Source organism: Bacillus cereus group sp. BfR-BA-01381 (assembly GCF_022663555.1).
GTDB classification, from domain to species: domain Bacteria; phylum Bacillota; class Bacilli; order Bacillales; family Bacillaceae_G; genus Bacillus_A; species Bacillus_A pacificus.
On the sequence record NZ_JAKUFR010000010.1, the window covers coordinates 67,013 to 83,787 of the forward strand.

Below are 16,775 nucleotides of genomic sequence, written 5' to 3' on the forward strand. Positions count from 1 at the left end.
TTCCTCGCAATTTCATTAATTTTATTATGTAAGATAATACGTCTTACTTCTATAGAGTCATATCTAGTTTATTACATTTTATAAAAGATATTCAAGTAATTGAAAATGTATCCGTGCAATTCTTTGCATGAAACATAGGAAGTAAGTGAACCGAATATAATGCAATAAAATCCTTTATTGAAGGGGATAAGGGCATGATGCAGCCATTAACGATGGAAAGAATGCTTCATATTATTAATGTGGGGCTCGTTAAAACGAAGAATCCAAAGCATATTATTATTGCTGGTGCAGGGATTTCAGGATTAGTTGCAGCATCGTTATTGAAAGAAGCAGGTCATAACATAACCATTTTAGAAGCGAATAAACGAATAGGTGGAAGAATATATACAATCCGTGAACCATTTAGCTCTAGTTTATATTTTAATGCAGGGCCAATGCGAATTCCTGAAACACACGAGTTAACTTTGGCATACATTCGCAAATTTAAATTACCGTTAAATCTGTTTATAAATAAAACCACTGCAGATATTATTTATACGAATAATATTAAAACAAGGCTGAGCATATTCGAAAAAAATCCAAGTATACTTCAATATCCCATTTTAGAGAATGAAAAAGGAAAAACGGCAGAAGAGTTAATGTTAGTAGTATTAGAACCCATATTAAATTTTATAAAGAAGGATTCTAATAAAAACTGGCTTATCGTTGAAAAAAAGTATAAAACGTATTCGCTTGGTTCATTTTTAATGGAGTATTATTCAGATGGTGCAATAGATATGATCGGGGTACTTCTTGATATGGAAGCATATATGGGAATGTCCTTAATTGAAGTATTACGTGAAATGATCTTTTTTACTTCAACGACGAAATATTATGAGATAACAGGCGGAATGGATGCATTACCAAATTCATTTTTACCAGAGTTAAAAGATAATATTTTTATGCCGTATAAAGTAGAAAAAATTATACAGGAAGATAATAAGGTAATGATGCAAGTAACAAATGAACAAACGTTACATTCGTTTATGGTAACAGGCGACATTGCTATTGTCACAATTCCATTTTCAGCGTTACGATTTGTAGAAGTTCAGCCATACCACTTATTCTCTTATTTTAAAAGACGAGCAATTCGTGAATTAAATTATATTGCTGCAACGAAAATTGCGATAGAGTTTAAAAGTAGATTTTGGGAGAAAGCGGGACAGTGTGGCGGTAAATCTATTACTGATTTACCGATACGGTTTACATACTATCCGAGCTATGGTATTCATACTCCAGGACCAGCTATCGTTATAGCAAGTTATACGTGGGCAGATGAGGCGTTAACATGGGATAGTTTACCGGATAGAGAACGCATTCGTTATGCATTAAAAAATTTAGCGGAAATATACGGTGACATCGTCTATAGTGAGTTTGTTACAGGGGCATCTTTTAGCTGGAGTCAAAATCCGTATTCTTGCGGCGCATTTACAGCGTTCGAACCGGGCCAAGAACTCGAGTTATTTCCGTATATTACACCACCATCTGGGAAAGTACATTTTGCAGGAGAGCATACGACATTAACACATGGATGGATGCAAGGAGCAATAGAGTCTGGAGTTAGGGTTGCACATGAAGTAAACGAACAATGAATCTGTTATGTTTACAAATGGTCATTCTTTTAATAAAATGATAAATATAAATCGTAATTATTACGCTTTGAATACGTTTGAAATAAAGAAATGGATGGTCGATCGCATGAATAAAGTGGAGATTCATATATTAGGTGGTTTTTTAGGTAGTGGAAAATCAACATTGCTACAAAATTTATTGTTAGCAGAGAAAAAGAAAAATAGAAAAGTTGCAGTATTAATGAATGAAATTGGTGAATACTCGGTAGATACAGATATTATTGGAAAAGAGAATGTTTTAAGAGAACTTCTGAAAGGATGTATTTGTTGTACGTTAAAAGAAGAGCTTGAAATACAGTTGCATTCGTTATATCAGCAAGAAAGACCAGATGTCATTTATATAGAAACGACAGGTGTTGCGCATCCAATTGAAGTGTTAGATGCATGTGTATCACCAATTTTAGCACCTTTCTTAGAAGTGAAATCCATTGTAGTCGTTTTAGATGCAGTAAGATGGTTAAATCGAAGTGTATTAAGTGCAAACGTTCAGCAATTATTGCATGAGCAACTGAAGTTTGGTAGTCACATTTTAATTAATAAATCAGATTTACTAACAGATGCGGATAAGAACAAAGTAATAGAAGAAGTGAAAGTGATAAATAATCATGCGAAATTGTTTGAAACAAAATATTGTAATATATCTTTAGAAGACATAGAAGAAGCTGAATTTACGAATGATGGGGAACATGAGACACTACATGTAAAACAGCATTTACATATACAAACGATGACGTATCAATTTACGAAATCGATTGATCAAGACAATTTATATGAATGGCTTTCAAATTTACCAGACAGTATTTATCGTGTAAAAGGTTTTGTGAAATTTCATGGGGACAAATATCCTCACTTATTCCAATACTCGTTCGGGGTACCGACTTTACTGGAACAAGACTTCGGGTTCCCAACGAACTTAGTAGTAATAGGGGAAGGGCTAGATAAGAAACAATTGGCTGAAGGGTTAGAGAAAGTAGAAAATAATTCTAACTCACATTAAAGGGAGCTGTCCCATAAGTTGCTGAAAACGACTTATGGGGCAGTCCTTTTATTTTTTATGAATAAGCATATAGATACTTGTATTCATTTTAAATAGTTACTCTTTTAGTATTTTCGTTTTCCAAGAGAAACATTTACACTAGTACTAGAGTCTCTTCTAAATTCAATTTTGCGACCATCTAATTCTGTTGTTCGAGAGCTTGCAGTAGGGTTTTTAATTAGATTGTACAGATTATCCGCTTCAGTTGGTAGTAGTGTATTGAGAATTTTTTTCACTGGCTCGTTTAATACAGGATCATCACTATGAATAGACATTCTATATGCGCTGTCATCATAGGGAGAAAAATTAAAATACATAATGCCATCATATGTTTGACCAGTTTTAGTATATACATAGTTATAATCGGTTTTTAAAAATCCAGAATCAATTAGTATATTCTCAATTTCTTTATACTTATCCTCATCTTTTGCAGGAATAGAATCAGGAATAAAATAAGGGTTTACATTAATTGCTTTATACATAAACGTTGCAAATTGTTCTCTTGTTACATTCATTTCTCCGCCATATTTATAGTCTCCAATTCCTTTTGTAATGCCATTACTATACAATGAACGAACTGAGTTTGTTGCCCAAAAATTATTTGGAACATCATAGAAAAGGTCATTTGTTTTTACAGGTAGATGAAATGCTTTTTGTAAGATAACAGCCATTTCATATCGAGTTAATGTATCATCAGGTCTAAACTTGTCAGTGTTACTGTCCCCTGTCATAAGTCCTTTTTGAGCAACTGCTTTAATATTGTTTTCAAACATATGCCCATGAATATCAGAGAAATGTTTATTTGTAGATCCGGTATTTTCTAATTTTAAGTATCTTGAAATAATCGCAGCTACTTGCCCACGAGTTACATTGTCCCCAAATCCAAATTTTCCGTTACCATAACCACTAATAATCTTTTGCTCAGTTAGATGGTCAATCGAATCTTTAGACCAGTGATTCGTTGGTACATCAATGAAATGTTCAGTTTGTGCATGAGCATTCGTTGCACCAAATAATGTGGCGGTAATTAAGCCTGTTGCGAGTACATGTTTAAAATTCATTATGATTCCTCCTAGGTATATAAAAAATTTTTCTCACTCATATCCGATACTTATAAGTGATAATCATTTATATATTATATTAGTATATTCCGATTTTGTAAAATATGGATTTATTTTCATAATATTTCTTAAATGTATATGGTGTTATGATAGGGTGGGAAGTGTAAAAAATTCAACTGACGGGCGTTTATATATTCTGATTAGGAATGCATTATAAAATGCTCATTAATTAATAGCTAGTCAAAAGAAGCCGATCTTTATTGGGGTATAGAAAGACAGTTGCAGATTTTGTCTAACAATAATAATTGTAAAATTCAGAAATATATTTATAATCAAATCTAAGAGGTGATTCAGGTGTCAGAAAAGATAATAATGGATGTGAAAAATCTAACAACAAAAGGGTTAGAAACGAGAGAGAAGTTATTGTGTGCTGCAGAAGAGGTGTTTGGTAGTAAAGGATATTACGAGGCTTCTATCGTGAATATTACACAAGAAGCAAAGGTAGCGCACGGAACTTTCTATAATTACTTTCCATCTAAAAAAGATATATTTGATGAATTGATTCGCAGATTGAACCGTGAGTTACGCCTAATTATTAAAGAAGAAATGAAGGGAATATCAAGTTATGAAGAGGCACAAAGAAGAGGTTTTCAGGCTTTTTTTCGGTGGGTGAAAGATCGACCTAATCTATATAACATTGTACAACAGGCAGTAGTTGTTGATGATAACTTATATAGATGGTACTATGCAAAGCTCGCAAATGGATTTTTAAAAAGTTTATCGGCTGGTATGGAAGCGGGAGAGTTTAAACAACTTGATAAAGAAACAATTGCGTATTGTCTTATGTCAATTGGGCAATTTTTAGGAATGCGATGGGGTTATTGGGAAGAGAAAGATGTTCCGGAAGATGTATTTGAAGCAGCGATGTCATTAATATTTGAAGGGTTGAGAAAGAGATAAGGGAGTGGAGAGAATATGCAAGGCATTGCTTATTGGATTGAAAAAAGGGCCTATTTACATCCAGATCGCATTGCCATTATTACAGAAGAGGAGGAAATGACATATAAGCAGTTATATGAGTATGTAAGTAAAGTAGCCGCATATTTCATTTGCGACTTACATGTGCAAAAAGGAGAAAGGATAGCTATTTTATCACAAAATAGCTTGGAATATATCGTTCTTTTGTTTGCTATAGCAAAAGTAGAATGTATTGCTGTTCCACTAAATATACGGTTAACAGAAAATGAACTTATCTTTCAGTTGAAAGATAGTGGAACTACATTGTTATTTGTAGAGGAAACATTTCAAAATATGGCATTGTCAATGCAGAAGGTATCGTATGTACAAAGAGTTATTTCGATTACAAGTTTAAAAGAAATAGAAGATAGAAAAATTGATAACTTTGAAGAGATAAATGAAAGCGCATCCTTTATTATATGTTATACCTCAGGGACAACTGGAAAACCGAAAGGAGCTGTACTTACACAAGACAATATGTTTTGGAATGCACTAAATAATACATTTGCGATTGATCTAACTATTCACGATCGCTCCATTGTATTACTGCCTTTATTTCACATTGGTGGGATTGGTTTATTCGCATTTCCAACTTTATTTGCAGGTGGTGTAATTATTGTTCCAAGAAAATTTGAGCCAACTACAGCTCTTTCCATGATAGAAAAACATAAAGTGACTGTAGTGATGGGAGTACCTACAATTCATCAAGCATTAGTGAATTGCGAGAATTTTGAAACTGCAAATTTGCAATCAGTTCGCTGGTTTTATAACGGTGGTGCTCCATGTCCAGAAGAGTTGATGAGAGAATTTATAGATAGAGGATTTTTATTTGGTCAAGGCTTTGGTATGACTGAAACATCACCAACCGTATTTATGCTTTCAGAAGAAGATGCAAGACGTAAAGTAGGTTCAATTGGAAAGCCTGTTCTGTTTTGTGATTATGTACTTATTGATGAAAACAAAAATAAAGTTGAGATTGGTGAAGTTGGAGAGCTACTTATAAGAGGACCAAATGTAATGAAAGAGTATTGGAATCGGCCAGATGCAACAAAAGAAGCGATTCAAGATGGTTGGTTATATACGGGAGATTTAGCTAGAGTTGATGAAGATGGTTTTGTATACATTGTCGGTAGAAAAAAAGAAATGATAATTTCCGGTGGTGAAAATATTTATCCACTTGAAGTAGAGCAAGTCATTAATAAGCTTTCGGACGTATATGAGGTAGCGGTCGTTGGTAGGCAACATGTAAAGTGGGGAGAGACTCCAATCGCCTTTATTGTGAAAAAGAGTAGCAGTGTATTAACTGAAAAGGAAGTCATTGAACATTGTCGTTTATTTCTAGCAAAATATAAAATACCGAAAGAGATTATTTTTCTAAAAGAATTGCCTAAAAATGCAACTGGTAAAATTCAAAAAGCACAGTTAGCAAATCAATTGAAAAGTAGGTGAAGAGATGACGATGTACAGCACGGGTCAAAAGGCGTCATGTAGTAAAACAATAACAGAAACGGATTTTGTATTATTTGCAGGTTTAAGTGGGGATTTTAATCCGATCCATATTGATCATGAGTATGCGAAAAAAACTAGATTTAATCAAAGAATAGCACATGGTTTACTAACTTCTAGTCTATTATCGCAATTGCTTGGTATTCATTTACCTGGAGAAGGATCCGTTTATATGGAGCAAACTATTAAATTTACAGCGCCAGTTTTTATAGGAGATACAATTACAGCAACGGCTACAGTACAAGAATTTATGATGGAAAAGAGAGTTTTGAAATTGTTAACAGAGTGTCATAACCAAAAAGGAGATTTAGTATTAACAGGTGTAGCTACAATGATGGTGCCAAAAGAAGGAGGAGTAGTCTAATGAATATTGGGATTGAAGCGACTGGTGTTTTCTTTCCAAAAGAAGTAGAGACGGCTGCAGACTTATCTAAAAAAACTGGTATCCCTGAGCACATTATTATAGAAAAGTTTGGATTATATGAAAAACATGTCGCAGATGAAACGATGCATGCATCAGATTTAGCTATTGCTGCTGCAAAGCCAATATTATCACAAGTAGATCCTCAATCTATTGATGTAGTCATTTATTTTGGCAGTCCACATAAAGATTACCACGTATGGTCTAGTGCCCCAAAAATTCAGCATGAACTTGGATTGAAAAATGCTTATGCTTTTGAAATTATGAATGTTAGTTCTTGCTTTCCTATTGCTCTCAAAGTCGCAAAAGATATGCTATACTCCGATAACTCAATTGAAAATATATTATTAGTAGGTGGATGTAAAGAATCTCAAATTGTAGATTATGATAATCCACGCTCGCGTTTTATGTTTAATTTCGCTGATGGCGGAAGTGCAGCTTTAGTGAAAAAAGATGCTAGAAACGGTGAAATATTAGGAAGTGCGATTATAACAGATGGTTCATTTCATGAAGATGTTCGTATTCCAGCTGGTGGATCAAAGCAGGTTGCGAGCTGTGATACAGTTGAGAATCGACAGCATTATATTGATGTAATAGATCCTAATAGTATGAAAGAACGTCTAGATCGGGTTTCAATCCCTAATTTTGACAAGGTGATTCGGGAGGCGTTAAGAAAAAGTGGGTTAACTCCTAAAGATATTAAAGTATTGTTACCACTGCATACAAAACGTTCTATGTTAATAGAATTGATACAGGGACTAGGGCTAGCGGAAGAACAAGTTGTATATTTAGATCATTATGGACATATGTCAGCGCTTGATCCTTGCATTGGTCTTCACTTTGCAAACGAACAGGGAAAATTACAGGCCGGAGGTATTGCAGTAGTAGTTAGCGCAGGGACTGGGTATACGTGGGCAGCTACTGTGATTAGGTGGTGAAAAATACTAAATGAATATATGAGAAATGGAGGTATTTGGAAAAAGGTAGCGAATGTAAAGGTACTTCATTAATTTCTTTAATAAATTTGTTTGTATGATTCAAAGAAAAAGTCATAATTACGGATGGGGAATTTTGGCGTGTTTGATTCTATCAGAAAGAAAAGTATGGGGAGGATCACAATGTCGATGAAAAAACGTAAATGGCTAAGAATGATGGCTACTGGTTGTATTTTAGGATCGTTATTCATAACGGCAGCTTGTTCAGGAAAGAAAACGAGTACAGAGGGTGACAAGACGATTAAGGTAGGGGTTCTTGCTTCTTTAACAGGACCGTTAGAATCATATGGAAAACAAACAGTGAACGGATTTGAATTAGGGTTAGACTATGCAACGGGCGGAACTGGGAAAGTGGAAGGGAAGAAGATTAAGTTTGTTGTAGAAGATACGGAAACAAAAGCGGATGTAGCGGTTAAAAAAGCTACGAAGTTATTAGAAGAAGAGAAAGTCGATTTTTTAGTCGGATCGTCTAGTTCAAGCGATACATTAGCGGTTTTACCATTAGCTGAAGAATATGAAAAAATAATGGTTGTAGAACCAGCGGTAGCTGATAGTATTACCGGGAAGAACTGGAATAAATATATTTTTAGAACAGGTAGAAATTCATCTCAAGATGCAGTCGCTGGTGCCGCAGCAATTGCTAAAAAAGATGTGAAAATAGCAACGTTAGCACAAGACAATGCATACGGCCGTGAAGGAATTGCAGCGTTTAAAGCTGGAGCGAAGAAATTAGGTGCGAATATTGTAAACGAGCAATATGCTGATACAAATTCGACTGACTTCACTGCTAATATTCAAAATATCATTAGCTCAAAACCAGATTATTTATTTATCGTTTGGGCAGGGGCGAATTCACCTTGGAAACAGTTGAAAGATATGAATGTGGAAGCGCAAGGTATTAAAATCTCTACCGGTGCACCAGATATACCGGCATTGAAAACGATGGATGCATTAGTAGGAATGCAAGGTTTTTCCGTGTATTATCATACACTCCCGAAAAATAAGGTGAATGATTGGTTAGTGGAAGAACATAAAAAACGATTTAATGGTGCGGTGCCAGATTTATTCACAGCAGGAGGAATGTCAGCGGCAATTTCTATTGTCGAAGCGTTAAAGAAAACAAAAGGTGATACAGATGTAGATACATTGATTAAGAAAATGGAAGGAATGGAATTTGATACACCGAAAGGAAAGATGAAGTTTAGAGAAAAGGATCACCAAGCGATGCAGACACTTTATTCTATCACGTTGAAAAAGCAAGATGGTGTTGACTATCCGGTGCCAGTATTAGAGCGAGAATTAACGATGAAAGAGACAGAACCACCAGTCCAAACTAAATAGACTGAATTTTCTGTTGCTTCTGTATAAAGAGGGGATACCCTCTTTATACGTATTTCTTTCATACTGAAAGCTTTAAAGGGAGGGATTTCGTGACACATTTGCTAGAAACGAAAAATCTTAGTGTATCTTTTGGCGAGCATCATGTTATTAAAGATGTAAATTTAACTGTACAAAAAGGAAAGCTCATTTCTATTATCGGGCCAAATGGTGCGGGTAAGACAACATTATTTAATTTACTAAGTGGACAGATTTCACCCACAACAGGTGAAGTGTATTTTAAAGGGCAAGATATTACAAAACTATCCATTTCAGATCGAACACGCTTAGGAATCGGTCGCTCTTTTCAGCTTACAAACATATTCCCAGAATTAACGGTACTTGAAAATGTCCGTTTAAGTGTTCAATCATTCGTACAAGATTACTATAGTTTTTTCCCGAGTCCAGCAAAATTAAAGCAACAAGTTGGAGAGGCGAGACGTTTCTTAAAAACAGTATTACTTCAGGAGAAAGAGAATGTATTAGCGAAAGATTTGGCACATGGAGAGAAAAGAAAGCTAGAACTTGCGATGTTATTAGCTTTAAAAACGGATGTGTTATTACTTGATGAGCCGACGGCAGGTATTTCGGTTGAGGAAGTCCCAGCTATATTACAAGTGATTGAAAATATTAAGAAACATCCAGAGAGTACAATTGTACTTATTGAACACAAAATGGATATGGTACTAGGTTTGTCAGACCATCTAATCGTTTTATTTCATGGAGAGTTATTGGCTGAAGGTTTACCCGAAGAAATTATGAAAGATGAGCGTGTACAAAGTGCTTATTTAGGGGGATTATATAGTGGCACTATTACAAGTGAATAATATAGAGACGTATTTAGATCAGTTTCATATTTTACAAGGGGTATCGCTTACTGTTGAGAAAGGGACAATTACTGTACTGTTTGGGAGAAATGGGGCAGGAAAGACTACGACGTTACGTTCGGTTATGGGGTTTCACCATATCGCACATGGTGAAATTTATTATGATCATACACAAGTAAATGGACTATCTACGCATTTAATTTCAAGAAAAGGAATAGGGTATGTACCAGAAAATCAAGGTATTTTTCACGATCTGACAGTAGAAGAAACATTCGCTCTTGCTAGAGGAAAGGGCGAAGAAGCAGAAGAGAAAATCGAGTGGATGCTTGAATTATTTCCAGATTTAAAGCAGTTTTGGCATAAAAAAAGCGGGCTCTTAAGCGGAGGACAAAAGCAAATGCTAGCAATTTCAAGAGCGTTTATTAATAGTGATGGTTTATTACTTATTGATGAGCCGAGTAAAGGCTTGTCCCCCATTATGATAGAAAAGTTAATGATAGCCATTTTAAAAATGAAAGAGAAAACAACAGTTTTACTCGTTGAACAAAATTTTATGATGGCTAGTCAAATTGGTGATTACTTTTATATTATGGATAACGGAAAAATTGTTCATAACGGTTTTATGCATGAATTAAAAGAGGATAAGGAAATGTGTCATAAATATTTAGGAATCTCTTAACATGAATCCGAGGTGAGAAGGATGGATGTGTTAATCAATTTATTTGTAAATGGGATTTCAACAGGGATGCTCATTTTTTTATTAGCGTCAGGTCTTTCACTTATTTTTGGTTTAATGAGTGTTCTAAACTTCGCACATGGTGGTTTATTTGCGTGGGGAGCATTTACAGGTGTTTGGCTATTTAATATGACAGGGAGTTATGTGTTAGCTTTAATTGGAGCAATAGCTATGGGAATGTTCCTTGGATTTATTTTAGAAAGATTCCTTATTAGACCGGTATACGGAAATCATGTTCGACAGCTTCTTGTTACACTTGGAGGAATGCTTGTACTTAGTGAATGTATTAAAGTATTTTGGGGACCAAATCCAATTGGGGCAAAGTTACCGTTATGGCTACAAGGAAGTTTTACGTTCGGAGGCGTTATATTAATTAAATATCGTCTATTCGTTATTATAATTGGGGTTATCATATACATTGCCTTATTATTATTGCTCAAAAAAACAAAGATAGGTCTTATGATACGCGCAGGTGTAATAGATAAAGAGATGGTTCAAGCGCTCGGTATTAACGTAAAAGCGATATTTTCTTTCGTCTTTTTATTAGGCGCAGGAATGGCAGCGTTGGGAGGCTTCTTATTAGCACCGTATTCAGGCGTTATTTTCGCCGAGATGGGTATGCAGTATGCAATTTTAGCGTTCATAGTAGTAATCATTGGAGGGTTAGGAAGCGTACAAGGTTCAGCCATCGCTTCTTTAATTGTCGGATTAGCTGGTGCTTTTACAGCGTATTTTATACCGGATTTATCACTTGCAATCAATATGTTAATGCTACTATTTTTCTTAATCGTGAAGCCAAATGGACTTGTTGGTGAAAAGGGGTGAAATGGTGAACAGCACATCAAATCGAATTAAAGTATACTTCGGAGTATGTATGCTCATTTGTTTAAGTGTATTTCCATTCGTAAATGATTCACGGAGCTTGTTAATTTTGTTCACTCAAATCTTCATCTTTGCTATTTTTGCAATGAGTTTTGATGTATTGCTTGGATATACCGGAATTGTATCGTTCGGCCATTGTATGTTCTTTGGAATCGGAGCATATGGCGTAGCGCTTTTATTTGATCGGCAAGGAGTATCTATAACAAACTTTTTAATAGGACTAGTAGCTGCAATCATCATTTCAGCAATTGTTAGTTATATAATTGGCTTGCTTTCTTTACGGCTGAAAAGTCATTTTTATGCAATGTTAACACTTGCTATTTCACAGTTGTTTTTCGTACTTGCTGAAAAATGGCGTGGGCTCACTCACGGAGGGGATGGTTTTACATTTGGCGTACCAGACGTACTCCGTGATCGTTTTACGTTTTATTATGTAACACTTATATGTTTACTTATCATTTTTGTTCTCTTACGTCTTTTCACCAAATCTTCTATTGGAAAAGTATTAAAGGCAATTTCACAAAATGAGCAACGTGTTGAAGCACTAGGATATAAAGTTCTTCATTATAAAATTATTGCTAGCATTGTTGCAGGAGTAGTAGCTGCAATTAGCGGTGGTTTATTTGTTATCACTTTACGTTTTGTTAATACAACTGTATTTTCAATTGAAATGACATTAAATGCATTATTGATGACTATGATTGGAGGCGTTGGAACGTTAATAGGAGCCATTGCAGGAGCTGGAATTATTGAATCCCTAAAATATTATTTATCAGAACTAGCTACAGAGTATCCGATCTTTGAACGATGGACGATTATTCTTGGTGTATTGTACATTATCGTATTGCTAGTTTTCCCGAAAGGATTAGTTGGCACGGTTAAGGGACTGAAGAATATGAAACGGAATAAGAAGGAGAAAAGTGCAGAAGTGGAGCAAAATGTGTGAAAAATCAATTGTATAGAATATGAAAATCCCTCTTTTAGATTCGTAAAGGAGGGATTTTTATTGCTGTATGTAAATTTAGTTCGTTTATAGATATTATATTAATCAAATAGTTCATCGGGGATTTGTTTGAAAGAATTTTGATTCGTAAAGAAATGAACAGCTAATTTCTCAATTGGAACATCTTCAATTGGTACTAATTTATCATTTTTAATCGGTAAAAAGGCTATTCCTTTTCCGTCCTGAATAAACTCTTCTATAAGCGAATAAGAATCTAATTGTTGAAGTTGACGCTGAGATAAATTATTTTCTTTTAGAAATTGTATCGTCTTATTCCTAAAAGGGCACTTTTTGTCATTACTAACGAAGAAGAGTTCCTTTGAAAAGTCAATGGTACACTTTTCTTTCGGTTTTAATAAGCCGATAAAAATTGAAGTGGAAAATACTTTTTTGAACGATATGTCTGGGTAATCCTCATAAGTAATGACCATATCAACTTTTTGTTGCTGCAGTAATTTTTGCAAATGACTACTATTTTCTACATATATTTGATAACTCCTAAAATTTTCTTTAATGCGCTTGCTTACATAATTAGTCAAAATAGATTGTGATGTTGCGATTATATAAGAAGACCCACTCGTTTTGATTTTATCTTTTGCTTCTTCTACTAGCGTTAATATTTGATTTGTATAGTCTAATAAAATGTCACCAGAAGGTAATAAAGAAACGCCTTTGTTATCTCTATGTAGTAAAGGTGTTTCTAACTCTTGTTCTAATTTTTTAATTCGCTCAGTTACGTTCGGTTGAACATACCCTAACTCTTTCGCAGCTTTACTAATAGAACCTTCGCTAGCCACAGTTTTGAATATAATAAGATCATTTATTTCCATTTATCACAGCCCCTTATACGATATCATTATAAATGATACCAAACATAATTTATACCTATTTTACGTTAGTCAATCATCGGTTTATCATTGTGTATATAAGATGGAAAGTGAGTGATAAACATGATTGGAATGCAATATAAGGTCATTTTGCCAAAGGATTATGACATGGATATTATTAGAAAAAGGGTAGAGGATAATGGATATAAAACGGACGGGTTTCAAGAATTGAATTTCAAAGCGTATTTAATTACTGAGGCGGGTAAGGAAGGGAATTTCTATAACTGTTATGCACCTTTATATATTTGGAATGGTCATGAAGGAATGAACAAATTTATCTTTAAAGGGTATTACGATAATATGTTACAATCTTTTGGATGGCAACAAATAAATATAGGTGTTCCATTAGTTGTTAATGTAAAGGGTAATTTTAAGAAATGTAGATATGTTGTTGAATATGAAGGAAGTATTTCTCCAAGTGAATCATTGAGTGGGATTCAATCTATCATTGTGGATGAAAAGGTAGAAAATTGTTTAGGAAATGTAATAGTATATAATCCAGATAAATGGGGATATAGTCAGTTTAATTTTTATGAAGAGAAGCCTGATATTACAGCGAATAAAGGTGTTACATTATATGAGATTTTGCACATTTCACGATGAAAACTTGTTGAAGTTAAATTAAGAAAAAGGAATGACAATGTATGCCTTTTGTGAACGTCTATTATCATGAAAATAAATTAAATAAAGAAGAAATCAAAAAGATAAGTGAATGTATTCATCTTTCATTAATTGAACATTTTAACATTCCTGAAAATGATTTCTTTCAAATGTTTTTACCCTGTCAACAAAATCACTTTTTATATAATCCATATTATTTATTAGAAAGAGGAGAAAAGAGAACAGAGAATATGATGTATGTTTCTATCACATGTGGACCGGGAAGAACAATAAAACAGAAAAGTGATCTATATCAGTCGATATCCTCGAAGGTTTCTGAATGTTCTAGTATAAAAAGTGCAAATATTTTTATTACGGTAAATGAGACATCTGCAGAAAATTGGTCATTTGGTCAAGGAATGGCGCAATTGATAAAAGTGAAGGGGGAGTGAAATGATGAATGAATCCATTGGATATTGTATTCAAGAGAAAATGAGAGAAATGGCACCTGTATTTGCACATTATAGTGAAGAGATACTGTTCGGGGAAGTGTGGCGAGATGACACTTTAACATTACGAGAAAGAAGTTTATGTACTGTGTCAGCACTAATCAGTCTTGGTAATACAGAACAATTACCATTTCATCTGAAGCTAGCTAAACAAAATGCGATTATGGAGAATGAGTTGGTTGCATTAATAACACATATGGCTTTTTATGTTGGTTGGCCCAAAGCAGCGGGAGCTTTACATATAGTAATGAATGAAATGGAAAGTTAAGAATAACGATAAGAAAGAATTCATTTAAACATGAATTCTTTCTTATCGTTATTTATGCAATAATTTAATGAGATATTTTTCACGTTTTCTCTTGCTTTTTTATCACTTGCGTAGTAAAGTGATAGTAAGATTCACGATAGGAAGTGATCAAACATGCGTGATAATACGATAGGATCATTAATATGGTTACGTTTAATACGATTTACGAACCAAAGTAATCAGATGTCAAATGAGTTTTTAAAACGTTTTGATTTAACGACTGCTCAATTTGATGTGCTTTTGCAAATACGTACGTATCAACCACTAACACAAATGGAGTTAGCTGAAAAGGTAACTGTTACACAAGGCGGTATTTCTCGAATGTTAACGCGTCTTGAAAAAGAAGGATATATTGTACGAAAACAAGATTGGAAAACGAAAACAATTAGTCTGACAGAGCAAGGGGAAGCGGCCTTAGAGAAAGCATTGCCAGAGCAACTTGCATTTCAATCATCGTTTTTTGATGATGTATTAAATGAAGAAGAGCAGAAAATGTTATACGAGCTAATGACGAAAGTTCATAAGCATAGTGAAAAAAAAGAATTACCGCAAGAGTAATTTTTTTTACAATATCAATTGACTAATCAAGTGATATTGTAAGCAATAGGGAAAAACATTTGACTTACAAATGTTTTTAAAAGAGAAACTAATAATACCTCATCAAAGGAGAGAGTAATGATGGAAAAATACCGTATGAATACAAGTAAAGGAATGGAGTTTGGATTATATTCAATTGGGGATCATGTTTTAAATCCACATAACGGAGAGAAAATTAGTGCTGAACAAAGAATTCATGAATTAATTAAAACAGCAAAGTTAGCGGATGAAGCTGGACTTGATGTATTTGCTGTCGGTGAAAGTCATCAAACGCACTTTACAACGCAAGCTCATACGGTTATTTTAGGAGCTATTGCGCAAGCTACGAAAAATATAAAAATTGCAAGTTCAGCAACGATAATAAGTACATCTGATCCGGTACGAGTATACGAGGACTTTGCTACACTTGATTTGATTTCTAATGGACGTGCAGAAATTGTGGCTGGTCGTGGATCCCGTATTGGGGGATATAGTTTACTTGGTTATGATGTGAATGATTATGAAGAGTTATTTGAAGAGAAGATGGATCTTTTATTAAAAATTAATAAAGAGGAACATGTAACATGGAATGGACAGTTCAGGGCACCGCTTGCGCATGCATCGGTTATTCCAAGAGCTAAAAATAATAACTTACCAATTTGGCGTGCAGTTGGTGGCCCACCAGCTAGTGCGATTAAAGCAGGACGTGCAGGTGTACCAATGATGATAACAACACTAGGTGGCCCAGCTATTAACTTTAAAGGATCAGTAGATGCTTACCGTGAGGCGGCTGCGCAAAGTGGATTTAATCCAGCGAGTTTGCCAGTTGCAACAACGAGTTTATTTTACACAGCAAAAAATTCACAAGATGCACTTAGTGAATACTATCCTCACATTAATGCTGGTATGCTTACGCTACGCGGTGGCGGGTATCCGAAACAACAATTTACAAATGCAATAGATTACCGTGACGCGTTAATGGTTGGTAGCCCACAACAAATTATCGAAAAAATGCTTTACCAATATGAATTGTTTGGGCAACAACGTTTTATGGCAGAAATTGATTTTGGTGGTGTAACATTTGATAAAATTGAGAAAAACATTGAATTAATTGCTACTGAAATTTTACCGGCTATTAGAAAACATACAGCAAAATAAATTAAAAAATACCGAGAGTCTAATGGATTCTCGGTATTTTTTAATTTATTTTAGTTTGAAAAAATGACAAAAAAGTGAATTTTTAATCTGAAAAGAGGAGGTTATTTCCTATTTTTGAATAACAATATTTCATGTTTGAATTTTAGAAATACATTTTTCTCTTGACAAAAAAATAACGAATTTATCCATTGGTTAATAGGACATTTT

18 protein-coding genes are annotated in these 16,775 nt (G+C 34.3%); 16 read left to right on the forward strand and 2 right to left on the reverse strand.

What is annotated here, in order from left to right:
• Positions 1–194: 194 nt before the first annotated feature.
• Positions 195–1,631: a flavin monoamine oxidase family protein gene (locus tag MR079_RS05595; protein ID WP_242293698.1), complete on the forward strand. Its 1,437-nt coding sequence runs from the start codon at positions 195–197 to the stop codon at positions 1,629–1,631.
• A gap of 106 nt (positions 1,632–1,737) precedes the next feature.
• A complete protein-coding gene (locus tag MR079_RS05600; RefSeq protein WP_242293699.1) occupies positions 1,738–2,667 on the forward strand; it encodes a CobW family GTP-binding protein in 930 nt (309 codons plus the stop codon).
• A 104-nt stretch (positions 2,668–2,771) separates the two neighbouring features.
• Here MR079_RS05600 and MR079_RS05605 read toward each other — a convergent pair whose 3' ends face one another.
• Complete coding sequence (locus MR079_RS05605; RefSeq protein WP_139867678.1) at positions 2,772–3,767, reverse strand: S-layer homology domain-containing protein; 996 nt, start codon at positions 3,765–3,767, stop codon at positions 2,772–2,774.
• Positions 3,768–4,121: 354 nt separating this feature from the next.
• Here MR079_RS05605 and MR079_RS05610 point away from each other — a divergent pair, with 354 nt between their 5' ends.
• The 9 genes from MR079_RS05610 to MR079_RS05650 all read left to right on the forward strand — a co-directional run bounded on the left by MR079_RS05610 (position 4,122) and on the right by MR079_RS05650 (position 12,474).
• A complete protein-coding gene (locus MR079_RS05610; RefSeq protein WP_001290799.1) occupies positions 4,122–4,727 on the forward strand; it encodes a TetR/AcrR family transcriptional regulator in 606 nt (201 codons plus the stop codon).
• Positions 4,728–4,742: 15 nt separating this feature from the next.
• Positions 4,743–6,233 (forward strand): o-succinylbenzoate--CoA ligase, encoded by a 1,491-nt coding sequence (locus MR079_RS05615; protein ID WP_242293700.1) that lies wholly within the window; start codon positions 4,743–4,745, stop codon positions 6,231–6,233.
• Positions 6,234–6,237: 4 nt separating this feature from the next.
• Positions 6,238–6,654 carry a MaoC family dehydratase gene (locus MR079_RS05620; RefSeq protein WP_139867673.1) on the forward strand — a complete coding sequence of 139 codons (417 nt, stop codon included), beginning with the start codon at positions 6,238–6,240 and terminating at the stop codon, positions 6,652–6,654.
• Positions 6,654–7,649 carry a 3-oxoacyl-ACP synthase gene (locus tag MR079_RS05625; protein WP_242293701.1) on the forward strand — a complete coding sequence of 332 codons (996 nt, stop codon included), beginning with the start codon at positions 6,654–6,656 and terminating at the stop codon, positions 7,647–7,649. Before MR079_RS05620 ends, MR079_RS05625 begins: the two co-directional genes overlap by 1 nt.
• A gap of 180 nt (positions 7,650–7,829) precedes the next feature.
• On the forward strand, positions 7,830–9,047 hold the full coding sequence (locus MR079_RS05630) for a substrate-binding domain-containing protein (RefSeq protein WP_242293702.1): 1,218 nt from the start codon (positions 7,830–7,832) through the stop codon (positions 9,045–9,047).
• Between the two features lie 89 nt (positions 9,048–9,136).
• Complete coding sequence (locus MR079_RS05635; protein ID WP_000149327.1) at positions 9,137–9,910, forward strand: ABC transporter ATP-binding protein; 774 nt, start codon at positions 9,137–9,139, stop codon at positions 9,908–9,910.
• Entirely contained in the window at positions 9,888–10,589 is a 702-nt protein-coding gene (locus MR079_RS05640) for a branched-chain amino acid ABC transporter ATP-binding protein (RefSeq protein ID WP_139867667.1), read from the forward strand. The genes MR079_RS05635 and MR079_RS05640 overlap by 23 nt, the downstream gene beginning before the upstream one ends.
• A gap of 21 nt (positions 10,590–10,610) precedes the next feature.
• Positions 10,611–11,471, forward strand: a complete 861-nt coding sequence (locus MR079_RS05645; RefSeq protein WP_242293703.1) for a branched-chain amino acid ABC transporter permease — start codon at positions 10,611–10,613, stop codon at positions 11,469–11,471.
• Positions 11,472–11,520: 49 nt separating this feature from the next.
• Complete coding sequence (locus MR079_RS05650) at positions 11,521–12,474, forward strand: branched-chain amino acid ABC transporter permease (protein ID WP_139868134.1); 954 nt, start codon at positions 11,521–11,523, stop codon at positions 12,472–12,474.
• Positions 12,475–12,572: 98 nt separating this feature from the next.
• On the opposite strand, the gene MR079_RS05655 is transcribed toward MR079_RS05650, so the two are convergent.
• Complete coding sequence (locus MR079_RS05655) at positions 12,573–13,361, reverse strand: LysR family transcriptional regulator (RefSeq protein WP_242293704.1); 789 nt, start codon at positions 13,359–13,361, stop codon at positions 12,573–12,575.
• A 120-nt stretch (positions 13,362–13,481) separates the two neighbouring features.
• Between MR079_RS05655 and MR079_RS05660 the strand changes: the two genes are divergently transcribed.
• From MR079_RS05660 to MR079_RS05680, 5 genes are all read left to right on the forward strand, one after another.
• On the forward strand, positions 13,482–14,021 hold the full coding sequence (locus MR079_RS05660) for a DUF4865 family protein (protein ID WP_242293705.1): 540 nt from the start codon (positions 13,482–13,484) through the stop codon (positions 14,019–14,021).
• A 41-nt stretch (positions 14,022–14,062) separates the two neighbouring features.
• Entirely contained in the window at positions 14,063–14,470 is a 408-nt protein-coding gene (locus tag MR079_RS05665) for a tautomerase family protein (RefSeq protein WP_242293706.1), read from the forward strand.
• A 1-nt stretch (position 14,471) separates the two neighbouring features.
• The gene (locus tag MR079_RS05670; protein WP_139867657.1) at positions 14,472–14,795 is read left to right on the forward strand and encodes a carboxymuconolactone decarboxylase family protein; all 324 of its coding nucleotides are present in this window, start codon (positions 14,472–14,474) and stop codon (positions 14,793–14,795) included.
• 153 nt (positions 14,796–14,948) lie between these two features.
• Positions 14,949–15,392 (forward strand): MarR family winged helix-turn-helix transcriptional regulator, encoded by a 444-nt coding sequence (locus tag MR079_RS05675; RefSeq protein WP_001205518.1) that lies wholly within the window; start codon positions 14,949–14,951, stop codon positions 15,390–15,392.
• Positions 15,393–15,512: 120 nt separating this feature from the next.
• Positions 15,513–16,568 carry an LLM class flavin-dependent oxidoreductase gene (locus MR079_RS05680; protein WP_242293707.1) on the forward strand — a complete coding sequence of 352 codons (1,056 nt, stop codon included), beginning with the start codon at positions 15,513–15,515 and terminating at the stop codon, positions 16,566–16,568.
• Positions 16,569–16,775 lie beyond the last annotated feature (207 nt).

Excerpts from the sequence above, each read along its gene's own strand:
- MR079_RS05595 (WP_242293698.1), top strand. The coding sequence starts at position 195 with ATGATGCAGCCATTAACGATGGAAAGAATGCTTCATATTATTAATGTG.
- MR079_RS05600 (WP_242293699.1), top strand. The coding sequence starts at position 1,738 with ATGAATAAAGTGGAGATTCATATATTAGGTGGTTTTTTAGGTAGTGGA.
- MR079_RS05605 (WP_139867678.1), bottom strand. The coding sequence starts at position 3,767 with ATGAATTTTAAACATGTACTCGCAACAGGCTTAATTACCGCCACATTA.
- MR079_RS05615 (WP_242293700.1), top strand. The coding sequence starts at position 4,743 with ATGCAAGGCATTGCTTATTGGATTGAAAAAAGGGCCTATTTACATCCA.
- MR079_RS05620 (WP_139867673.1), top strand. The coding sequence starts at position 6,238 with ATGACGATGTACAGCACGGGTCAAAAGGCGTCATGTAGTAAAACAATA.
- MR079_RS05625 (WP_242293701.1), top strand. The coding sequence starts at position 6,654 with ATGAATATTGGGATTGAAGCGACTGGTGTTTTCTTTCCAAAAGAAGTA.
- MR079_RS05630 (WP_242293702.1), top strand. The coding sequence starts at position 7,830 with ATGTCGATGAAAAAACGTAAATGGCTAAGAATGATGGCTACTGGTTGT.
- MR079_RS05645 (WP_242293703.1), top strand. The coding sequence starts at position 10,611 with ATGGATGTGTTAATCAATTTATTTGTAAATGGGATTTCAACAGGGATG.
- MR079_RS05650 (WP_139868134.1), top strand. The coding sequence starts at position 11,521 with ATGCTCATTTGTTTAAGTGTATTTCCATTCGTAAATGATTCACGGAGC.
- MR079_RS05655 (WP_242293704.1), bottom strand. The coding sequence starts at position 13,361 with ATGGAAATAAATGATCTTATTATATTCAAAACTGTGGCTAGCGAAGGT.
- MR079_RS05660 (WP_242293705.1), top strand. The coding sequence starts at position 13,482 with ATGATTGGAATGCAATATAAGGTCATTTTGCCAAAGGATTATGACATG.
- MR079_RS05665 (WP_242293706.1), top strand. The coding sequence starts at position 14,063 with ATGCCTTTTGTGAACGTCTATTATCATGAAAATAAATTAAATAAAGAA.
- MR079_RS05670 (WP_139867657.1), top strand. The coding sequence starts at position 14,472 with ATGATGAATGAATCCATTGGATATTGTATTCAAGAGAAAATGAGAGAA.
- MR079_RS05675 (WP_001205518.1), top strand. The coding sequence starts at position 14,949 with ATGCGTGATAATACGATAGGATCATTAATATGGTTACGTTTAATACGA.
- MR079_RS05680 (WP_242293707.1), top strand. The coding sequence starts at position 15,513 with ATGGAAAAATACCGTATGAATACAAGTAAAGGAATGGAGTTTGGATTA.